This window comes from Kitasatospora cinereorecta (genome assembly GCF_024172095.1).
Lineage (GTDB): Bacteria > Actinomycetota > Actinomycetes > Streptomycetales > Streptomycetaceae > Kitasatospora > Kitasatospora cinereorecta.
On the sequence record NZ_JAMZDX010000001.1, the window covers coordinates 885,218 to 904,535 of the forward strand.

The window sequence follows — 19,318 nt, forward strand, 5'->3', positions numbered from 1 at the left end:
GCCCGTGTGTCCGTACGCTCCTTCGCAGGCGATCCCTGCTCCGCGTACCCCTCTCCCCACCCTCGCGCGCCGTCCGGCGCAGTTGCACCAAGGAGTCCGGTATGCCCCCCGTCGCAGACCGCCACACCGTCCCCGCCGCCACCACCGACCGCGCCCCGCGCCGCCGTCGCCGCGCCGAGCCCAACCCCCGCGCCGCGGCCGCGCTGCAGCGCGCGCTGGACCGCCGCGACAACGGCGGCGAGACCGGCCACTGAGCCGAACGGCTGACGCGTCGTCACCTGCGGGTGACATCGCTCGCACGGAGCAGCGCGCGCTCCCTAGGTTGGGGGCGTGCGCGCCCCATTCACCGTCCTCGGTGTCGCCCTGGCCCTGCTCGTGCCCGCCGCCCCGGTGGCCGCCTCACCGCTCGCCCCACGGCCCGCCCGCGGGACGGCCACCACCGTCCTGCTGGAGCTGGACACCGAGGCCGCCGCACCCGCGTGGCAGCGGGCCGGGGCCGAGGCCCGGCGGGCCAGGCGCTCGCCGGAGGCGGTCCGCCGCGAGGCGGCCCGGGCCGGCGCCGAGCAGCGGGTCCGCGCCGACCGGGCGATCGACCGGATCGACGCGGCGGTGCGCCGTGCGGTGCCGGGTGCCGTCCCGGTCTACCGCACCCGCACGCTGACCACCGGCCTCGCCCTGCGGGTGAGGCCCGCCGACCTGCCCCGGCTGGGCACCCTGCCGGGAGTGCGGGCGGTCCACCCGGTGGTGCTCAAGACCCGCTCCAACGCCTACTCGGTGCCGCTCACCGGCGCCCCCGCGGTCTGGTCCGGCCTGCCCGGCACCACCGGTGAGGGCGTCCGGATCGGCATCGTCGACTCCGGCATCGACTACACCCACGCCGACTTCGGCGGCCCCGGCACCGAGGCCGCCTTCCAGGCCGTGGACGGCGCCGCGCCCGCCCCGGCGGCCCTGTTCCCGAACGCCAAGGTGATCGGCGGCCAGGACCTGGTCGGCGACGCGTACGACCCGAGCCCGTCCGCCGCCGAGGACCGGCACACCCCGCACCCCGACGCCAACCCGATCGACTGCGCGCTGAACGGCCACGGCACCCACGTCGCCGGCACCGCGGCCGGCTACGGCGTCACCGCCGGCGGCGCCACCTACCGCGGCCCGTACCGGCCGGGACTGGATCCGGCCGGGTTCCGGGTCGGCCCCGGCGCCGCGCCCGGCGCCCAGCTGTACGCGATCCGGGTATTCGGCTGCGAGGGCTCCACCGACCAGCTCGCGCACGCCCTGGACGTCGCCGCCGACCCGAACGGCGACGGCGACCTCGGCGACCGCCTGGACGTGGTCAACCTCTCCCTCGGCAGCCCCTTCGGCGGCCCCGGGGACGCCGACGCACTGGCCGCCGACCGGCTCGCCGCACTCGGCACCGTGGTGGTCGCCGCGTCCGGCAACGAGGGCGACGTGTACGCCGTCGGCGGCAGCCCCGGCACCGCCGTCCGGGCCCTCACCGTGGCCGCCTCCGTCGACCCGCACGGCGACGCCGACGGCATCCGGGTGATCGCGCCCGCCGAGCTGGCCGGCCTGGTCCCGGCCCACTGGAGCTCCCGCTACCAGGGCTGGTCCAGCCAGGACGTCGCCGGTGAACTCGCCGTGCCGGTCGACCAGGCCGACGGCTGCACCGCCTTCGACACCGCCGACACCGGGCGGCTGCGCGGCAGGATCGCCCTGCTCACCTGGCACACCCGGGAGCCCGACCGGGCCTGCGGCTCCGCCGCCCGGGCCGACCACGCCGCCGACGCCGGCGCGATCGGCGCGCTCTTCGCCGCCGACGGCGACAGCCTCGGCGAGGTCGCCGGCAACGACCGGATCCCCACCGCGATCCTCGCCCCCGCCGACGGCGGACGGCTGATCCGGGCGGTCGGCCAGGGGCCGGTCCGGGTCGAACTTTCCACCCCGGGCAACCCGCTGCACGGCTCGGTCGGCCAGGACCAGCCGCAGCGCGCCGACACCCTGACCGGCTTCACCTCGCGCGGCATCGGGATCGAGGGCCTGGTCAAGCCCGACCTGGCCGCGCCCGGCGAGACCATCTGGTCCGCCAAGGCCGGCAGCGGCACCGGCGGCATGCGCGAGGACGGCACCTCGATGGCCACCCCGCACGTCGCGGGCCTCGCCGCGCTGGTCCGCGCCGCCCACCCCGACTGGAGCGTCGCCGAGGTCAAGGCCGCGCTGATGAACACCACCGGCGACACCTGGCAGGGCGACGGCCACACCGGCCCCCTCTACGGGCCCGAGCGCACCGGCGCCGGCGAGGTCCGGGTCGACCGGGCGGTGGCCACCCCGGCGGTGGCGATGGACGGCGGCAGCGACGGCGCGGTCGGCGTCTCCTTCGGACCGGTCGCCGTCACCGGGCCCACGTCACTGCGGCGCGAGGTGGAGGTCCGCAACCTCTCCGACCGCCCGCTCGGCTACACCACCTCCTACCTCCCGGCCACCGAACTGCCCGGCGCCGCCTTCCGGCTCTCGCCCGCCCGGATCGAGGTCCCGGCCCACGGCAGCGCCCGGGTCACCGTCACCCTGGCCGTCCCCACCGGGCTCCAGCGCCGCCCCGACCCCACGCTGGACCTGGTCCAGGGCGGCCGGGCCCGCAGCTACCGCGGCGAGCTCTCCGGCCGGCTGCTGCTCACCCCCACCGCCGGCGGCGACCCCGCGCTGCGGGTGCCGCTGTTCGCCGCCCCGCGGGCCGCCTCCGAGCACACCGTCGTCGGCGGCCCCGAGCCGTACGCCGTCCGCGGCACCGGAGCGGGCCTGCTCAGCGCCGTCCGGCTCGGCGCCGAGGGCACCCGCTGGCCCGACTGCCCCGGCCGGGACCTGTGCGTCGACGACCCCGCCCAGCGCGCCGCCAACCTGCGGGCCGTCGGCGCCGCGACCGACGGCCACGGCATGCTCTACCTGGCCGCCGCCCTGTACGCCCCGGCCCCCACCCCGGCCGGCGCCTTCAGGGTGCGGGCCTCGCTCGACCTGGACGGCGACGGCACCACCGACGCCGTGGTGGCGGCCGACCGGATCAAGGGCAGCGACGTGCTCGTCGCCCGTACCCTCGACGCCCGCACCGGCGCCGAGCTGGACGTCCAGCCGCTGAACGGGCGCTGGGGCGACACCGACACCGACCTGCTCGACACCGACGCGCTGGTGCTGCCGGTCCGCCTCGCCGCGCTGCCCGTTCCGCCCACCGCCCCGCGCTACGCCGTGTGGACGGCGGCCGCCTCCACCGACCAGGCCGACGCGCTGGACTCGCTCGGCCTCGACGACGGCCGGCCCGTCCTCCCGGTGGACCTCGACCACCCCTCGTCCGACCTGCTCACCCCCACCCGGGCCGGCACCTTCCTGCACCCGGGACCTGGTCCGCTGCTGCTGATCCACCACCTCGACCCGGACGGCCGCCGGGCGCAGATCGTCCGACCGCGGGCGACGGACCGGGGACCTGACACGGCGTCCGGATGATGGACGGTGCGTGCTCAGGCCCTGGGACGCGGAGTACTGTCCGAAATATGTCTCGCACCATTCGTCTCGCAGTGATCCCGGGTGACGGCATCGGCCAGGAGGTCGTGGCCGAGGGCCTCAAGGTGCTCGGCGCCGCCCTTCCCGCCGACATCAAGCTGGAGACCACCGAGTACGACCTCGGTGCCCGGCTCTACCACCGGACCGGCGAGACCCTGCCGGACAGCGTGCTGGAGGAGCTGAAGGGCGCGGACGCGATCCTGCTCGGCGCGATCGGCGACCCGAGCGTCCCGTCCGGCGTGCTGGAGCGCGGCCTGCTGCTGAAGCTGCGGTTCGCCTTCGACCACCACATCAACCTCCGCCCCGGCAAGCTGTTCCCAGGTGTGAAGTCGCCGCTGGCCGGCACTGAGATCGACAGCGCGTCTCCGACACGACGACAGATCGACTTCGTGGTGGTCCGCGAGGGTACCGAGGGCCCGTACGTCGGCAACGGCGGCACCCTGCGCACCGGCACCGAGCACGAGGTGGCCACCGAGGTCAGCCTGAACACCGCGTACGGCATCGAGCGGGTGGTCCGCGACGCGTACCGCCGGGCCTCTGCCCGTCCGCGCAAGAAGCTCACCCTGGTGCACAAGAACAACGTGCTGGTGCACGCCGGCCACCTGTGGACCCGGATCTTCGAGCAGGTCGGCCGGGAGTTCCCCGAGGTCACCACCGACTACCTGCACGTCGACGCGGCGACGATCTTCTTCGTCACCCAGCCCGAGCGCTTCGACGTGATCGTCACCGACAACCTGTTCGGCGACATCCTGACCGACCTCGCCGCGGCCGTCACCGGCGGCATCGGCCTGGCCGCGTCCGGCAACATCAACCCGAGCGGCGAGTTCCCGTCGATGTTCGAGCCGGTGCACGGCTCCGCCCCGGACATCGCCGGCCAGGGCAAGGCCGACCCGACCGCCACCGTGCTGTCGGTCGCCATGCTGCTGGAGCACCTCGGCTTCACCGCCGAGGCGGCGCAGGTCGAGGCGGCGGTCGCGGCCGACCTCACCGAGCGCAGCGGCGCCCGGTCCACCTCGCAGGTCGGCGACGCGCTCGCCGCCCGAGTATCCGGCTGACCGGCCGGAGCCCCAATCCGGCCGGCGGGCCGGTTCATATCGCGCACAGCCACTCCCGGCTGTTCGGCACGGCCCTCTGGATGCGAGTATCGACAGTGGGCCGTGCCGTCGTGCGTTCGATCAGTGACGGAGGCGGCCCAGCCCAACCCCACGGTGAAGGACAGACAGTCATGAGTACGCCCACCCAGGCGCCCATCACGTTCGACCTCAAGCCCTCCGCGCACCCGCTGTCCGACGCGGAGCGCGAGGCCCGGCTGGCCAACCCCGGTTTCGGCCGCGTCTTCACCGACCACATGGTCACCATCCGGTGGACCGAGGGCCTGGGCTGGCACGACGCCCAGCTGACCCCGTACGCGCCGCTGGAGATCGACCCGGCCAACATGACGCTGCACTACGGCCAGGCGATCTTCGAGGGCCTGAAGGCCTACCGGCAGACGGACGGCTCCATCGCCACCTTCCGCCCCGAGGCCAACGCGGCCCGCTTCCAGGCCTCGGCCCGCCGGCTGGCCATGCCGGAGCTGCCGGTCGAGACCTTCGTCGAGGCGGTCGAGCTGCTGGTCGAGCAGGAGCAGAGCTGGGTGCCGAACCAGGCCGAGCAGAGCCTCTACCTGCGGCCGTTCATGTTCGCCACCGAGGTCGGCCTGGGCGTCCGCCCGGCGAACTCCTACCTCTTCATGATCATTGCCTCGCCGGCCGGCGCGTACTTCCCCGGCGGCGTGAAGCCGGTCTCCGTCTGGCTCTCCGAGGACTACGTCCGCGCCGCGCCGGGCGGCACCGGCGCCGCCAAGTGCGCGGGCAACTACGCCGCCTCGCTGGTCGCCCAGGCCGAGGCCGCCCAGAAGGGCTGCGACCAGGTCGTCTGGCTCGACGCCGCCGAGCACCGGTGGATCGAGGAGATGGGCGGCATGAACCTGTACTTCGTGTTCGGCGAGGGCGCCGACGCGAAGATCGTCACCCCCGAGCTGTCCGGCGCCCTGCTGCCGGGCATCACCCGTGACTCGCTGCTCCAGCTCGCCGCCGACCTCGGCTACGCGGTCGAGGAGCGGAAGATCTCCACCGAGGAGTGGAAGCAGGGCAACGCGGACGGGACCCTGACCGAGGTCTTCGCCTGCGGCACCGCCGCCGTGATCACCCCGGTCGGCTCGGTCAAGTCCCGCGGCGGCGACTGGACGGTCGGCACCGGCGAGCCCGGCCCGATCACCATGGAGCTGCGCAAGGCCCTGCTCGCCATCCAGGGCGGCCAGGCGCCGGACACCCACAACTGGCTGCACAAGATCGTCTGACCCGGGCCCGGGCGTCCCGCCCCGACGGGACGCCCGCCCTCGGTAACCTCGAAGCGTTCCGCTCGTTGAGCCGTACGGATCGGAAGGAGGGGCCGTGACCGCCGCAACCCACGACTGGACCGCGTCCTGGCGCAGCCCGGAAGAGGAACTCCTCGACGCCTTCCTGGCCCTGGACACCCCGGAGGGGTTCAAGGCCGAGCTCATCGAGGGGGAGATCGTCGTGACGCCACCGCCGGACGGTGACCACGAGACCGCGATCGGCCGGATCGTCAAGCAGGTCTTCCGGCAGTGCCCGGCGGACCTCGACTTCGCTCCGGGCAAGGGCCTGATCGTGCCGGACGGCCGCTACATCCCGGACGGCACCTTCACGGTGGCCGACGCGATGCTGGGGAAGGAGTCCTGGTCCTCGCCGGACGGCGTGGTGATGGTCATGGAGGTCACCTCCAGCCGCCCGGGCAAGGACCGCGAGGCCAAGCGCAGGGGCTACGCGGAGGCCGGGATCCCGCTGTACCTGCTGGTGGACCGCCAGCGCGACGAGATCGTGCTGTACAGCCACCCGCGGGTCGGGGACTACGCGGCGACCAACGCCGTGCCGGTGGGCGACCCGCTGCCGCTTCCCGAGCCGTTCGACTTCGAGCTGTCGACCGACCGGCTGACCTGAGGCGTTTCGGATCGCGAGACGCCCGGGCCGGGATTCGGAACGTGTGCCAGACTGCCGACGTGTCCTCGCTCGCGCTCATTATTGGCAGCAGGCGCGCCGGTCCGCAGTGACCGTTCCGCAGCACCACCCCGACCGCGGAGCGACCACCAGCGTCCAGACCCGCGCGCAGACCTCTCGCACCCGCGAGGGGTCTTTTGTTTTGGCCCATGACCGGTCCGTTCCCCCACAAGGGGAGCGGGGACACCTGGGCCGCGCGCGGGATGCTGGACAGTGGAGCCGGATTCCCACGATCCCGGCATCAGCAGTACCTCCACCGAACGGAGAACCCAGGGCCATGACCGAGGCCAGCAGCCGACCCCATGACAGCTTCCACGTGTTCGACACCACGCTGCGCGACGGCGCGCAGCGCGAGGGCATCAACCTCACCGTCGCCGACAAGCTGACCATCGCCCGTCACCTGGACGAGTTCGGCGTCGGCTTCATCGAGGGCGGCTGGCCCGGCGCCAACCCCCGGGACACCGAGTTCTTCGCCCGCGCCGCCGCGGAGCTGGAGCTGACCCACGCCCAGCTGGTCGCCTTCGGCGCCACCCGCCGGGCCGGCGGCAAGGCCGCCGAGGACCCGCAGCTGGCCGCCCTGGTCTCCTCGGGCGCCCCGGTGGTCACCCTGGTGGCCAAGTCGCACGACCGCCACGTGGAGCTCGCCCTGCGCACCACGCTGGAGGAGAACCTGGAGATGGTCCGGGACAGCGTGGAGTTCCTGCGCTCCCAGGGCCGCCGGGTGTTCATCGACTGCGAGCACTTCTTCGACGGGTACAAGGCCAACCCCGACTACGCGGTCGCCGTGGTGCGCACCGCCCACCAGGCCGGCGCCGACGTGGTGGTGCTCTGCGACACCAACGGCGGCATGCTGCCCGCCGGGGTGCACACCGTCGTGGCGGACGTGCTGGCGCGCACCGGGGCCCGGCTCGGCATCCACGCCCAGGACGACACCGGCTGCGCGGTGGCCAACACCCTGGCCGCGGTGGACGCGGGCGCCACCCACGTGCAGTGCACCGCCAACGGCTACGGCGAGCGGGTGGGCAACGCCAACCTCTTCCCGGTGGTGGGCGCACTGGAGATCAAGTACGACCGCCGGGTGCTGCCGGCCGGCAGCCTGGCGGAGATGACCCGGATCTCGCACGCCATCGCCGAGGTGGTCAACCTGGCGCCCTCCACTCATCAGCCGTACGTCGGCTTCTCGGCGTTCGCCCACAAGGCCGGGCTGCACGCCTCCGCCATCAAGGTGGACCCGGACCTGTACCAGCACATCGACCCGGAGCTGGTCGGCAACACCATGCGGATGCTGGTGTCCGACATGGCCGGGCGGGCCTCGATCGAGCTCAAGGGCAAGGAGCTGGGATACGACCTCTCCGCCGACCGCGACCTGGTCGGCCGGGTGGTGGCCAAGGTCAAGGAGCAGGAGAACGCCGGCTACACCTACGAGGCGGCCGACGCCTCGTTCGAGCTGCTGCTGCGCGACGAGGTGAAGGGCCGTCGGGAGCGCTTCTTCACGCTGGAGTCCTGGCGGACCATCAGCGAGCAGGGCCCGGACGGCACCGCGGGCAACGAGGCCACCGTGAAGCTGTGGGCCAAGGGCGAGCGGAGGATCGCCACGGGGGAGGGCAACGGTCCGGTCGACGCCCTCGACCGGGCGCTGCGGACGGCGCTGGAGCGGATCTACCCGCAGCTGGCCGCGCTGGAGCTGGTCGACTACAAGGTCCGCATCCTGGAGGGCCAGCACGGCACCGGGTCGAAGACCCGGGTGCTGATCGAGTCCGGTGACGGCACGGCCACCTGGTCGACGGTCGGCGTGGCCGACAACGTGATCGCGGCGTCCTGGCGGGCCCTGGAGGACGCCTACACCTACGGCCTGCTGCGGGCCGGGGTGGAGCCCGAGCGGGCCTGAGCGGGGCCTGCGCGGGCCTCACCGGGGAGATCCCGGAGTAGAAGCGTGAAGGGGCGCGAACCGTGAGGTTCGCGCCCCTTCTGGTGTCCCTGATGCCCCTGTGACTACCGGAGTCGGGCGAGGAGGGCGTGTTCGACGAGGGTGATGAGGGCGCTCTTGGCGCTGTCGCGTCGCCGTGCGTCGAGGGTGATGACGGGGGTTTCGCTGTTCAGCTGGAGTGCTTCGCGGACTTCTTCGGGGGTGTGGGGCTGGTGTCCGTCGAAGCCGTTGAGGGCGACGACGAAGGGCAGTCCGCTGTTCTCGAAGTAGTCGAGGGCGGGGAAGCAGTCGGCGAGGCGGCGGGTGTCGACGAGGACGACGGCGCCGATGGCGCCGCGGACGAGGTCGTCCCACATGAACCAGAAGCGGTCCTGGCCGGGGGTGCCGAAGAGGTAGAGGATGAGGTCTTCGTCGAGGGTGATGCGGCCGAAGTCCATGGCGACCGTGGTGGTGGTCTTGCCGGAGACGTGGCTGAGGTCGTCGATGCCGGCGGAGGCGCTGGTCATGACGGCTTCGGTGCGCAGCGGGTTGATCTCGGAGACGGCGCCGACGAGGGTCGTCTTGCCGACGCCGAAGCCGCCTGCGACGACGATCTTCGCGGAGGTGGTGGCGCGGGTGGGGGCGGCCGCGTTAGAGCTTGCGAAGTCCACTGAGGACCCTTTCGAGCAGCGTGACGTCGGGCTGGGTGCCGGATTCGCCGCCGGCAGCGGGCTGATGGATGGCCACGAGACCGGCCTCGGCGAGGTCCGCGACCAGGATCCGGGCCACACCCAGCGGAAGGCTGAGCAGGGCGGAGACCTCCGCGACCGACTTCACCTCGGTGCACAGCGTGCAGATCCGCTGGTGCTCGGGCAGCAGGGTGGCCAGCCGGGCCGGCTCCACACTGGCCGAGACCAGCGCTTCGATGGCCAGTTCGTACCGCGGCCGGGTACGGCCACCGGTCATCGCGAACGGCCGGATCAGCGGCTCCGCGTCGTGGTCGTCCTCGAACTCCTCGACGTGGCCGGGCTCCTCGTGCCGGTGCGGCAGCCCGTGTTCGGGGAACGCCTCGGGCCCGGGATAGCTCTGCCCGTACCCCGGGGGCTGCGTGAAGTACCTCGGGTCGGGCTGCTGCTGCGGCACATAGGGCTGCCCGGGGTGTCCCTGGGCGTACTGCGCGTCGTACGGCTGACCGTGGCCGACGCCGGGGACGCCGAAGGCGTCGTGGCCGGTGCCGAGGTACGGGACGCCGTACTGGCCACTGCCGTGGTCGGGCGGTGTCACGGTTCCTACTCCTCAATGGGTGCGGCGGTGCGGTGCTGGCCGCGGAGCCGGGGAGCGCCGTGGCCGGTGGTGCGAAGGCCGTACAACGCCCGAACCCGAGGCCGTCGAAACGGCCTCGGGACGGGCAATGAGGTCTTTCGAATACCAGGACGGTATCCGACGAACCGTCAGTGCAGCAGGCTGCCCTGAAGTTCCGCTCGAAGAGCGGGGGTGAGAACGGCTCCGGCGCGGTCCACGAGCAGGGCCATTTCGTAGCCGACGAGGCCGATGTCGGAGTCGGGGGAGGCGAGGACGGCGAGGGCGGAGCCGTCGCTGACCGCCATCAGGAACAGGAAGCCCCGCTCCATCTCGACCACGGTCTGGTTGACCTCGCCGCCCTCGAAGATCCGGCTGGCGCCGGAGGTGAGGGAGGTGAGGCCGGAGGCGACCGCGGCCAGCTGGTCCGCGCGATCCCGGGGGAAGCCCTCGGACATGCACAGCAGGAGACCGTCGGCGGAGACCACCACCGTGTGGGACACCCCGGGGGTGTTGTCCACGAAATTGGTGATCAGCCAGTTCAGGTTCTGTGCGGCCTGGCTCATCTGACTCAACTCAACGCTCCTGGTGGTTCGAGCCGCCGAAGAGATCGGTGCTGCTGTTGTGCTGTCCGTTGCCGGGGCGCCCCAGGTCGGGGTCGATCCGGAAGCTGCCGGTGGCGCCCGGGTCGCCGCCCGCGCTGCGGCCCTGCTCGACGCCGCGGCGCAGGTTGGTCAGGCGACCGCGGACCTCGTTCGGGTCGCGGGAGACCTGCGGGCCGTCCTGCGGCCCGGGCTTGGCGTTGCCGGGCACCAGGTTCTGCTTGGGCACGCGGCGCGGCAGGCCCGCGGAGGTGGTCCCGCCGGAGGCGGGCTCGCGCAGCTGCTCGGCGCGCTGCCAGTCACCGTCGTTCGGCGACTGCCAGTCGGGCTGGGCGGCGGTCGGGCCGGTCGGCCCGTAGCCGCCGAGTGCGGACACGTCGTGACCGCGGGACTCGATGGGCGCCGAGGTGTCCTTGGCGCCGGTGAACCAGTTCGGCTTCTCCTCGCCGCCGCCGAAGGAGTCCCGGGCACCGCCCAGGGCGCGGGCGGCGGCACCGCCGGCCAGCTGCTCGCCGGGGCGGCGCTGCGGCAGGCCGGAACCGGGACCGTCCTGGGGGGAGCGGGCCGGCGGCAGCGCCGGGGTCTCGTCCTGGCCGTACGGGTGGCCGGCCGGCTCGTCGTAGCCGTAGCCCTGGTCGTAGGCCTCGGCGTACTGCTGGTCGCCGTAGCCGTCCTGGGCGTACTGCTGCTGGTAGCCGTCCTGGCCGTACTGGTCGCGGCCGTACGGGTCCTGCTGGAAGCCGTTCTGCTGGTAGCCCTGGAACTCGTCCTGGGCGTACTGGTCGCGGCCGTAGGGGTCCTGCTGGAAGCCGTCCTGGGCGTACTGCTGCTGCTGGTAGCCGTCCGGGGCGTACGGCGCGTCGCCGTAGGGCTCCCGGCCCGTCTCCTCGCCGTACGGCGACTCCAGGATCTCGGCCTCGAGCGGCTCGTCGGAGCCGGACTCCAGCGCGGCGACGCGGCGCTGCTCCTCCAGGCGCTGCGAGCGCTGGACGGACTCCAGGGCCGGGCTGAAGCCGCTGCCGCCGCCCTGGCCGGTCAGGTGGTCGTCGAAGCCCAGCTCGGCGGCGCTGCGCTGCGGGCCGTCCAGCGACCACTCGCCGGTCGGGCTCTGGTCGGCGAAGATCCGGGAGACCGTGAACTCCTCCTCCTGGGGCTCCGGCGCGTGGCGCAGCTGGGTGAGCGCCTGCGGGAGCATGACCAGGGAGGTGGTGCCGGCGGACTCGCCGGAGGGGCGCAGCTGGACGCGGATGTCGTGCCGCTGGGACAGCCGGCCGACCACGAACAGGCCCATGCGGCGGGAGATGGTGACGTCGACCGTGGGCGGCTCGGCCAGCTTCTCGTTGATCTCCGCGAAGTCCTCGGCGGTGAGGCCGATGCCCTTGTCGTGGATCTCGACCAGCACGCGGCCGTCCGGCAGGCGGGTGGCGTTGACCAGCACCCGGGTCTGCGGGCTGGAGAACGAGGTGGCGTTCTCGAGCAGCTCGGCGAGCAGGTGGACGAGGTCGGTCACGGCGGCGCCGATGACCTCGGCCTCCGGGATGCCGGCCAGCTCGATGCGCTCGTACTGCTCCACCTCGGAGGCGGCGGCGCGGAGCACGTCGACCAGCGGCACCGGGGTGTTCCAGCGGCGGCCGGGCTCCTCACCCGCGAGGACGAGGAGGTTCTCACCGTTGCGGCGCATACGGGTCGCGAGGTGGTCCAGCTTGAAGAGGTTCTCCAGCTGGTCCGGGTCGGCCTCGTTGTTCTCCAGGTCGGTGATCAGCGCCAGCTGGCGCTGAATCAGGCTCTGGCTGCGGCGCGAGAGGTTGGAGAAGATCGCGTTCAGGTTGCCTCGGAGCAGGGCCTGCTCGGCGGCGAGCGAGACCGCCTGCGAGTGGACCTGGTCGAAGGCGCGGGCGACCTCGCCGATCTCGTCCTTGCCCCACAGCGGGATCGGGGCCACCGAGGTGTCCACCCGCTCGGGGTCGGTCTTGGAGAGCTTGTCGACCAGGTCCGGCAGACGGTGGTTGGCGATGTCCAGCGCGGCGGTGTTCAGGGTGCGCATGCCGAGGATCATCGAGCGGGCGATGAAGCCGGTGAACAGGCCGGCCAGGATCAGCGAGGCGAGCACGATCGCCGAGTTGAGGATCCAGTCGGTGCGGGCGCGGTCCTTGATGTTCTGCGCGTCGCCGACGACCTGCTCCAGCAGGGCGTTCTCGGTGTTGCGCAGCGCGGTGGTGCGGCTGGTGGTGGCCTGCAGCCAGTTGTTGACGTTCAGACCCTCGGCCTGGGCGGCGGCGAAGGTCGCGGCGGCCGCGGCAATGGCCTTCTGGGGGCTCTGGCCGGCCTGCGGCTGCTGGCCGGCGATCGCCGCCTGGGTGTACGCCAGACCGATGTTCATCAGGCCCTGCATGGTCGGCAGGGTGTGGTTGTCGGGCATCCGCAGCGGCAGGCGCTCGTCGGCGGCGGCCTGGGCCACCTGGGCGTCCGACCAGACCTGGATGTCCGAGGGGTCGCTCGCGGTGTTGAACTCGCTGAGCGCGGTGCCCTCGAGGCGGTTGGCGACCAGCAGGGTCTGGATCAGGTCCTCGTTCTCGTGCCGGGTGACCGTGTTGGTCCCGACGCCGACCAGCAGGTTGAGCATCAGCGCGCGCTGGGTCGAGGCCGAGGCCTTGGCCAGCGACATGGCGTAGATCGCGCGGCCCTTGCTGGTGACCGAGGAGGAGCCGAAGCCGACCGAGTTGTCCATGGCCAGCAGCGGCGCGAACATCGCCGAGTAGGCGGACGCGGTGGCGGTGGCGAACAGCTCGGGCTTGTAGGCGTTGTCGCGCAGGTGCGGGAGGAAGACCACCAGCTGCTGGAAGGCGGCGTTGCGGCGGTCCAGCGTCTGGTCGCCGGAGACCTTGGCGTAGGCGGTGCGGTACGCGGCCAGCGCCTGGTCGGTCTTGGCCCGCAGCTTGGGCACCAGGCCCTGGTCGTCCTTGCCGTACATCAGCGGGATGACCGACAGGTCGCGCTCGGACTCCAGCGCGTCGGCCAGCTCGGTCGCGGCGCGGGCGAGCTGGGCGGTCTTCACCGCCTTGTCGGCCTTGTTGTAGTCGTCCAGCGAGGTGTTGACGCGCAGACCGCCGAAGACCAGCGCGATGATGACCGGGATCAGCAGGATCGCGACCAGTCGCGTGGGCACGCGCCAGTTGATCGGCGACAGGAAGTCGTACCGGCCGCTCGGCGGCGTCCGCTCCTCGGTCTGCGCGGAGCCCGACGGGCCGGCACCGGAGCCACCGGCCGCGGCGCCGGTGACGGCGGGCCGGCCGGGTATGCCCGGGCCGCTCCGCTCGTCGTTGGCCGCGAACGCGGAGAACTGACCTGGTGCCTGGCCGCTTGTGCCCGACTCTTGCTGGCGGGGCTCGGAGCGCCGCTGAGGGGTGACTGGCTGCTTACGCCTCACTCGACAACAACCTCTCGACCGACTTGCGGCCATGGATCAATCCGGCGGCTACCCCCCAACGGGCCGCAGCCCGCTAGGTACTACGGGGTAGCTGAGATTCCAACACGTGCGGGGAGACGGGACAAACGGCGCCGATGGCAGCGCGTAGAGTGCGAAAAACGGACATTCAGGTGCAGGTGACCACAAACCGCAAGGTCATTGGCGCGCACCGGATGCGTACGGTCACGCAGGGTCGTTCGGTCCCCCCAAATGCCTACCGAACTGTTATGGGAACCACAGGGGGCGCGAGGAACGGTGTTCCGCGCGCCCCTGGGGCTGCCTTCCTACCGGAGTCGGGCGAGGAGGGCGTGTTCGACGAGGGTGATGAGGGCGCTCTTGGCGCTGTCGCGTCGCCGTGCGTCGAGGGTGATGACGGGGGTTTCGCTGTTGAGCTGGAGTGCTTCGCGGACTTCTTCGGGGGTGTGGGGCTGGTGTCCGTCGAAGCCGTTGAGGGCGACGACGAAGGGCAGTCCGCTGTTCTCGAAGTAGTCGAGGGCGGGGAAGCAGTCGGCGAGGCGGCGGGTGTCGACGAGGACGACGGCGCCGATGGCGCCGCGGACGAGGTCGTCCCACATGAACCAGAAGCGGTCCTGGCCGGGGGTGCCGAAGAGGTAGAGGATGAGGTCTTCGTCGAGGGTGATGCGGCCGAAGTCCATGGCGACCGTGGTGGTGGTCTTGCCGGAGACGTGGCTGAGGTCGTCGATGCCGGCGGAGGCGCTGGTCATGACGGCTTCGGTGCGCAGCGGGTTGATCTCGGAGACGGCGCCGACGAGGGTCGTCTTGCCGACGCCGAAGCCGCCTGCGACGACGATCTTCGCGGAGGTGGTGGCGCGGGTGGGGGCGGCCGCGTTAGAGCTTGCGAAGTCCACTGAGGACCCTTTCGAGCAGCGTGACGTCAGGCGTACCGCCCGACTCGCCCGCGGCGGCGGGCTGGTGGATGGCGACGAGACCGGCCTCGGCAAGGTCGGCGACGAGGATGCGGGCGACCCCGAGCGGGACTCCGGCGAGCGCGGAGATCTCGGCGACCGACTTGACCTCACGGCACAGCCCGACGATGCGGGCGTGCTCGGGCAGCAGACCGCCGGCGCGGTCGGCGTTGCCGGTGGTCGAGATCAGCGCCTCGATGGCCAGCTGGTAGCGCGGCCGGGTGCGGCCGCCGGTCATCGCGTACGGGCGGACCAGCGGCTGCTGCTCGTAGCCGTCGGACTGCTGGCCGCCGTAGCCACCGGCCGACTGGCCGCCGCCGTAGCCACCACTGCCGTACCCGTTGCCGTACGAGCCGGCGGGTGTCGGGGGCGGGGTCATGCGTCCTCCTAGTGCTGCAGCCGTCCGCTGGTGCTCGACCGGGGGGTTCGGTCGAGAGGGTCAACCACCGTGCGGCGACTGGGGTGGAACGCCGGGCCCGGTCTGGGCGGCCCGGCGCTGATGACGGACGGTCAGTGCAGGAGGCTGCCCTGCAGTTCTGCTCGGAGAGCGGGGGTGAGGACGGCTCCGGCGCGGTCCACGAGCAGGGCCATCTCGTAGCCGACGAGGCCGATGTCGGAGTCGGGGGAGGCGAGGACGGCGAGGGCGGAGCCGTCGCTGATCGCCATCAGGAACAGGAAGCCCCGCTCCATCTCGACCACGGTCTGGTTGACCTCGCCGCCCTCGAAGATCCGGCTGGCGCCGGAGGTGAGGGAGGTGAGGCCGGAGGCGACCGCGGCCAGCTGGTCGGCGCGGTCCCGGGGGAAGCCCTCGGACATGCACAGCAGGAGACCGTCGGCGGAGACCACCACCGTGTGGGACACCCCGGGGGTGTTGTCCACGAAATTGGTGATCAGCCAGTTCAGGTTCTGTGCGGCCTGGCTCATCTGACTCAACTCAACGCTCCTGGTGGTTCGTGCCGAAGCCGGTGTTGCCATCGGCGTTGAACTGTCCGCCCTGGGCTCCGCGGTTGCCGCGGGCCGGGCCGCCGAATCCGTCGAAGCCCTGCTGCTGCGGGGCCTGCTGCCCCGCACCGGCCTGGCGGCCCTGCTGGATGCCGCGGCGCAGGTTGGTCAGGCGGCCGCGCACCTCCTCGGGGCTGCGGGAGACCTGCGGGCCGGTCAGCGGCGCCGCCTCGGCGGTGCCGGAGACCAGGTTCGCCTGCGGGGTGCGGCGGGGCAGGCCCGAGGTGGTCAGACCGCTGGTCGAGGGCTCCCGGACCTGCTCGGCCCGGCGCCAGCGCTCGTCGTTGGCCGACGCGCGCCACGGCGCGTCGCCGCCGGCACCGGCAGGGGCGCCGGCACCCGGGCGCTGGCCCGGCTGCTCGCCGAACTGGCCACCGAACTGACCGCCGGCGGGCGCCTGCTGCTGCGGCCGGGACTGCGGCTGCTGCTGCTGGGGCTGCTGCGGCTGGGCCGGGCGGCCCTGGGCGGGACGGCCCTGAGCCGGTCGCGCCTGCTCGTTGAGGCCCGGCGCGGTGGTGCCGGGACGCTGCGGCCGGTACGTCGGAGCCTGCTCCTGCGCGCTCGGCAGCGCCATCGGCTGCGGGCGCTCGGCCGCCGAGTACGGGGCCGGCTGGCCCGGCTGCTGGACCGGGTCCGGCAGCACCGGCTCGACCAGGCCCAGACCCAGCGGGTCACGGGGGTCGATGTCCGCGGCCTCGAACCGCGGCCGGGCGAACTGCACGGTCGACTCGGTCGGGGCGGCCTCGAGCGGCGCCGGGGCCTGACCCGGGCCGGGGCGGCCGGGCAGCTGCTGGCCGGGGCCCTGCGGCTGCTGCGGCTGGCGGGACGGACCCTGGTCGGCCCAGCCGTGCTGGGTGCGCTCGCCGCCGTCCTGGCCCGCGGCGGGGCCGCCGGCCGGACGCTGCCGCTCGGGCATCGGGCGACGCGCGCCGGGCATCCCCGGACCCTGCGGGCCCTGCTGCTGGCCCTGCGGGTTGCGGCGCGGCATCGCACCGGCAGCACCGGCACCGCTGGCGGCCGGAGCACCGGCACCGGGGCCGCCCGGGGCGCCGGAGGCACCCGGGGTGCGGCGCGGCGGGAGGTTGGGGGCCGGGTTCTCGCGCAGCGACTGGCCGACCGCGCGGGTGGGCAGGCCGCCGGAGGGACGGCCGCCCTGCGGCGACTGGCCACCGCCCTGGGGGGCGAAGAGGTTGGGGCCGCCCTGCGGACCCTGGCCGAGCTGCGGACGGCCGCCCGGGGCACCGCCCGCGGTCTGGCCGAGCTGCGGGGTGGGACGGCCGCCCGGCAGGTCGCCGCCGGGGCGGCCCTGCTGGCGCGGGGTCGGACCGACGCCGCGCTGCTGCGGCTTGCCGGCGCCCGGACCACCGGGACGGCCGCCGCGGCGGTCGGCGGTGTTGGTGACGTCCACCGGGAGCATGACCAGCGCGGTGGTGCCGCCGGAGTCGGACGGGCGGAGCTGGATGCGGATGCCGTGTCGCAGGGACAGGCGGCCGACCACGAAGAGGCCCATGCGGCGGGAGACGGAGACGTCCACCACCGGCGGGTTGGCCAGGCGCTCGTTGATGTCCGCCAGGTCGTCGGGGGACAGGCCGATGCCGGTGTCGTGGATCTCGATCAGCACCCGGCCGTCGGGCAGGGCGTGACCGGTGACCCGGACGCGGGTCTGCGGGCTGGAGAACGAGGTCGCGTTCTCGAGCAGCTCGGCGAGCAGGTGGACGAGGTCGTTGACGACGCGGCCGGCGACCTCGGCCGACGGCACGGAGGCCAGCTCGATGCGCTCGTACTGCTCCACCTCGGAGGCGGCGGCGCGGAGCACGTCGACCAGCGGGACCGGACGGGTCCAGCGGCGGCCCGGGTCCTCACCGGCGAGAACGAGCAGGTTTTCGCCGTTGCGGCGCATGCGGGTCGCGAGGTGGTCGAGCTTGAAGAGCGAGGCCAGCTGGTCCGGGTCCGCCTCGCGGCTCTCCAGCTCGGAGATCAGCGACAGCTGGCGCTGGATGAGGCCCTGGCTGCGGCGCGAGAGGTTGGTGAACATCGCGTTGATGTTGCCTCGCAGCAGCGCCTGCTCGGCGGCGAGGCGGACCGCCTCGCGGTGCACCATGTCGAACGCCGCGGCCACGTGGCCGATCTCGTCCGCGGAGTCGACGCCGACCGGCTCGACGGTGACGTCGACGTCGTGCGGGTCGCTCTCGGAGAGCGTCTTGACCAGCTCGGGCAGACGGCGCTCGGCGACGTCCTCGGCCGCGGCCTGCAGTCGGGTCAGCGAGCGCACCATCGAGCGGGCCACCAGGGCGGCGCCGGCGATGGCGACGATGAGCACCAGGGCGACCAGCGCGGCGTTGATGATCGACTCGGTGTCGGCGTCCGACTGGAGCTTCTGGGCCTTGCCGTCGAGGTCGTCGAGGAGCGAGCTCTCGATCGACTTCTCGGCGTTGATCTTGGCGCTGGCGTCGTCGTACCAGTTCTTGTACGAGCGGTTCTCGGCCTGCCGGATGCCGTTCGGGTTCAGGACGGCCTTGGTGAAGCGGTCGGCGTCGGCGATGACCTGGTTGTAGCTCATCTTGGCCCGCTTGGCGCGGGCCTCGGTCTCGCCGTAGATCGCGGTGAAGTTGGCGAGCGCGTTGTCCTCGGCGCCCTGCAGCCGGATGCCGAAGGTCTCGTCCGAGGAGGACAGGGCCGGGCCGTCGGGGCGGGCGAGCGCTGCGCTGATCAGCGCGCGCTGCATCGAGGTCGACTCCTTGGCCAGCGAGAACTGCTGCAGCGCCCGGGTCACCTTGATCAGCTCGGTGGAGTTCGAGGTGATCGCGATGTCCTGGGTGATGCCGATCAGGTCCTTGATGATCACGTCGTAGCTGGTGATCGTGGCCTGGATGTTGTCGTTCTTGTTGTACGCGCTGTTACGGGCGTCGGTCAGCTGGTTGAGGTCCTTGCGGACCTGCAGCAGCAGGGTCTTGGAACCGGCCTGGTCGAGGTCGTCGAACTTGTCGGCGCTGGCCGCGAAGGACTTCGAGAGCGCGTTGGTGGTCTTGTACGCGTCGGCGATCTCGGGGTCGTCGTGGTTGCCGCCCGCGGTCAGCGGACCGGCGCTGATGTCGCGCTCGGTCTGCAGGGCGTCGGCCAGCGCGGTCGCCCGGTGGGCGAGGTCGGCGAGGTCGCTCATCTGCGCCAGTTGGCGGGAGTTCTCCATCGAGCTCTGCACGCGCAGACCGCCGAAGGCCAGCGCCACCACCACGGGGAGCAGCAGCAGGGCGATGAGGCGGGTCCGGATGCGCCAGTTGCGCATCGCGAATCTGCTCATGCCGGTGGCACGTCGGCGCTGCAGCGATCCGCGCAGGCGCGTGCGGCGGCTGACCTTCTCGGAGTCGCCGCTCTGCGCCTCCTCCGCGGAGCCGGAGCCGGATTCGATGGTGGGCTCGGTCGTGCCGCCGAACGGCCTGTCGCCGGAGCCCGGGCTCGGCGCTGCCTGGTGGGGGCCTGCCATGGGCTCGCGCGACTCCGGGTCACCCGCGGCGCCGCTG

The 19,318-nt window shown here is 73.0% G+C and carries 14 protein-coding genes; 6 read left to right on the forward strand and 8 right to left on the reverse strand.

Annotated features, from left to right (window positions below):
* The first annotated feature begins 101 nt into the window (after positions 1-101).
* The 6 genes from FHR36_RS04000 (at position 102) to cimA (ending at position 8,487) form a co-directional block, all read left to right on the forward strand.
* Complete coding sequence (locus tag FHR36_RS04000; RefSeq protein WP_253793791.1) at positions 102-254, forward strand: hypothetical protein; 153 nt, start codon at positions 102-104, stop codon at positions 252-254.
* A 76-nt stretch (positions 255-330) separates the two neighbouring features.
* Complete coding sequence (locus FHR36_RS04005; protein ID WP_253793792.1) at positions 331-3,486, forward strand: S8 family serine peptidase; 3,156 nt, start codon at positions 331-333, stop codon at positions 3,484-3,486.
* 47 nt (positions 3,487-3,533) lie between these two features.
* Positions 3,534-4,598 carry a 3-isopropylmalate dehydrogenase gene (locus tag FHR36_RS04010; RefSeq protein ID WP_253793793.1) on the forward strand — a complete coding sequence of 355 codons (1,065 nt, stop codon included), beginning with the start codon at positions 3,534-3,536 and terminating at the stop codon, positions 4,596-4,598.
* A gap of 170 nt (positions 4,599-4,768) precedes the next feature.
* Complete coding sequence (locus FHR36_RS04015; protein WP_253793794.1) at positions 4,769-5,881, forward strand: branched-chain amino acid aminotransferase; 1,113 nt, start codon at positions 4,769-4,771, stop codon at positions 5,879-5,881.
* A gap of 94 nt (positions 5,882-5,975) precedes the next feature.
* Positions 5,976-6,542, forward strand: coding sequence for a Uma2 family endonuclease (locus FHR36_RS04020; protein ID WP_253793796.1), 567 nt, complete (start codon positions 5,976-5,978; stop codon positions 6,540-6,542).
* A 334-nt stretch (positions 6,543-6,876) separates the two neighbouring features.
* Positions 6,877-8,487, forward strand: a complete 1,611-nt coding sequence (cimA, locus tag FHR36_RS04025; RefSeq protein ID WP_253793798.1) for a citramalate synthase — start codon at positions 6,877-6,879, stop codon at positions 8,485-8,487.
* A 104-nt stretch (positions 8,488-8,591) separates the two neighbouring features.
* Here cimA and FHR36_RS04030 read toward each other — a convergent pair whose 3' ends face one another.
* The 8 genes from FHR36_RS04030 to FHR36_RS04065 form a co-directional block, all read right to left on the reverse strand.
* Complete coding sequence (locus FHR36_RS04030; protein ID WP_253793800.1) at positions 8,592-9,176, reverse strand: GTP-binding protein; 585 nt, start codon at positions 9,174-9,176, stop codon at positions 8,592-8,594.
* Positions 9,157-9,789, reverse strand: coding sequence for a DUF742 domain-containing protein (locus tag FHR36_RS39805; protein ID WP_253793802.1), 633 nt, complete (start codon positions 9,787-9,789; stop codon positions 9,157-9,159). The genes FHR36_RS04030 and FHR36_RS39805 overlap by 20 nt, the downstream gene beginning before the upstream one ends.
* Positions 9,790-9,956: 167 nt before the next feature.
* Positions 9,957-10,370 carry a roadblock/LC7 domain-containing protein gene (locus FHR36_RS04040; protein ID WP_030057391.1) on the reverse strand — a complete coding sequence of 138 codons (414 nt, stop codon included), beginning with the start codon at positions 10,368-10,370 and terminating at the stop codon, positions 9,957-9,959.
* Between the two features lie 10 nt (positions 10,371-10,380).
* Positions 10,381-13,833 carry a sensor histidine kinase gene (locus FHR36_RS04045; protein WP_253793804.1) on the reverse strand — a complete coding sequence of 1,151 codons (3,453 nt, stop codon included), beginning with the start codon at positions 13,831-13,833 and terminating at the stop codon, positions 10,381-10,383.
* 323 nt (positions 13,834-14,156) lie between these two features.
* Positions 14,157-14,741, reverse strand: a complete 585-nt coding sequence (locus FHR36_RS04050) for a GTP-binding protein (RefSeq protein WP_253793800.1) — start codon at positions 14,739-14,741, stop codon at positions 14,157-14,159.
* Positions 14,722-15,177, reverse strand: coding sequence for a DUF742 domain-containing protein (locus FHR36_RS04055; protein ID WP_253793806.1), 456 nt, complete (start codon positions 15,175-15,177; stop codon positions 14,722-14,724). The genes FHR36_RS04050 and FHR36_RS04055 overlap by 20 nt, the downstream gene beginning before the upstream one ends.
* Before the next feature lie 131 nt (positions 15,178-15,308).
* A complete protein-coding gene (locus FHR36_RS04060) occupies positions 15,309-15,722 on the reverse strand; it encodes a roadblock/LC7 domain-containing protein (protein ID WP_097236138.1) in 414 nt (137 codons plus the stop codon).
* A gap of 10 nt (positions 15,723-15,732) precedes the next feature.
* Positions 15,733-19,281: a sensor histidine kinase gene (locus FHR36_RS04065; protein WP_253793808.1), complete on the reverse strand. Its 3,549-nt coding sequence runs from the start codon at positions 19,279-19,281 to the stop codon at positions 15,733-15,735.
* Positions 19,282-19,318: the final 37 nt, after the last annotated feature.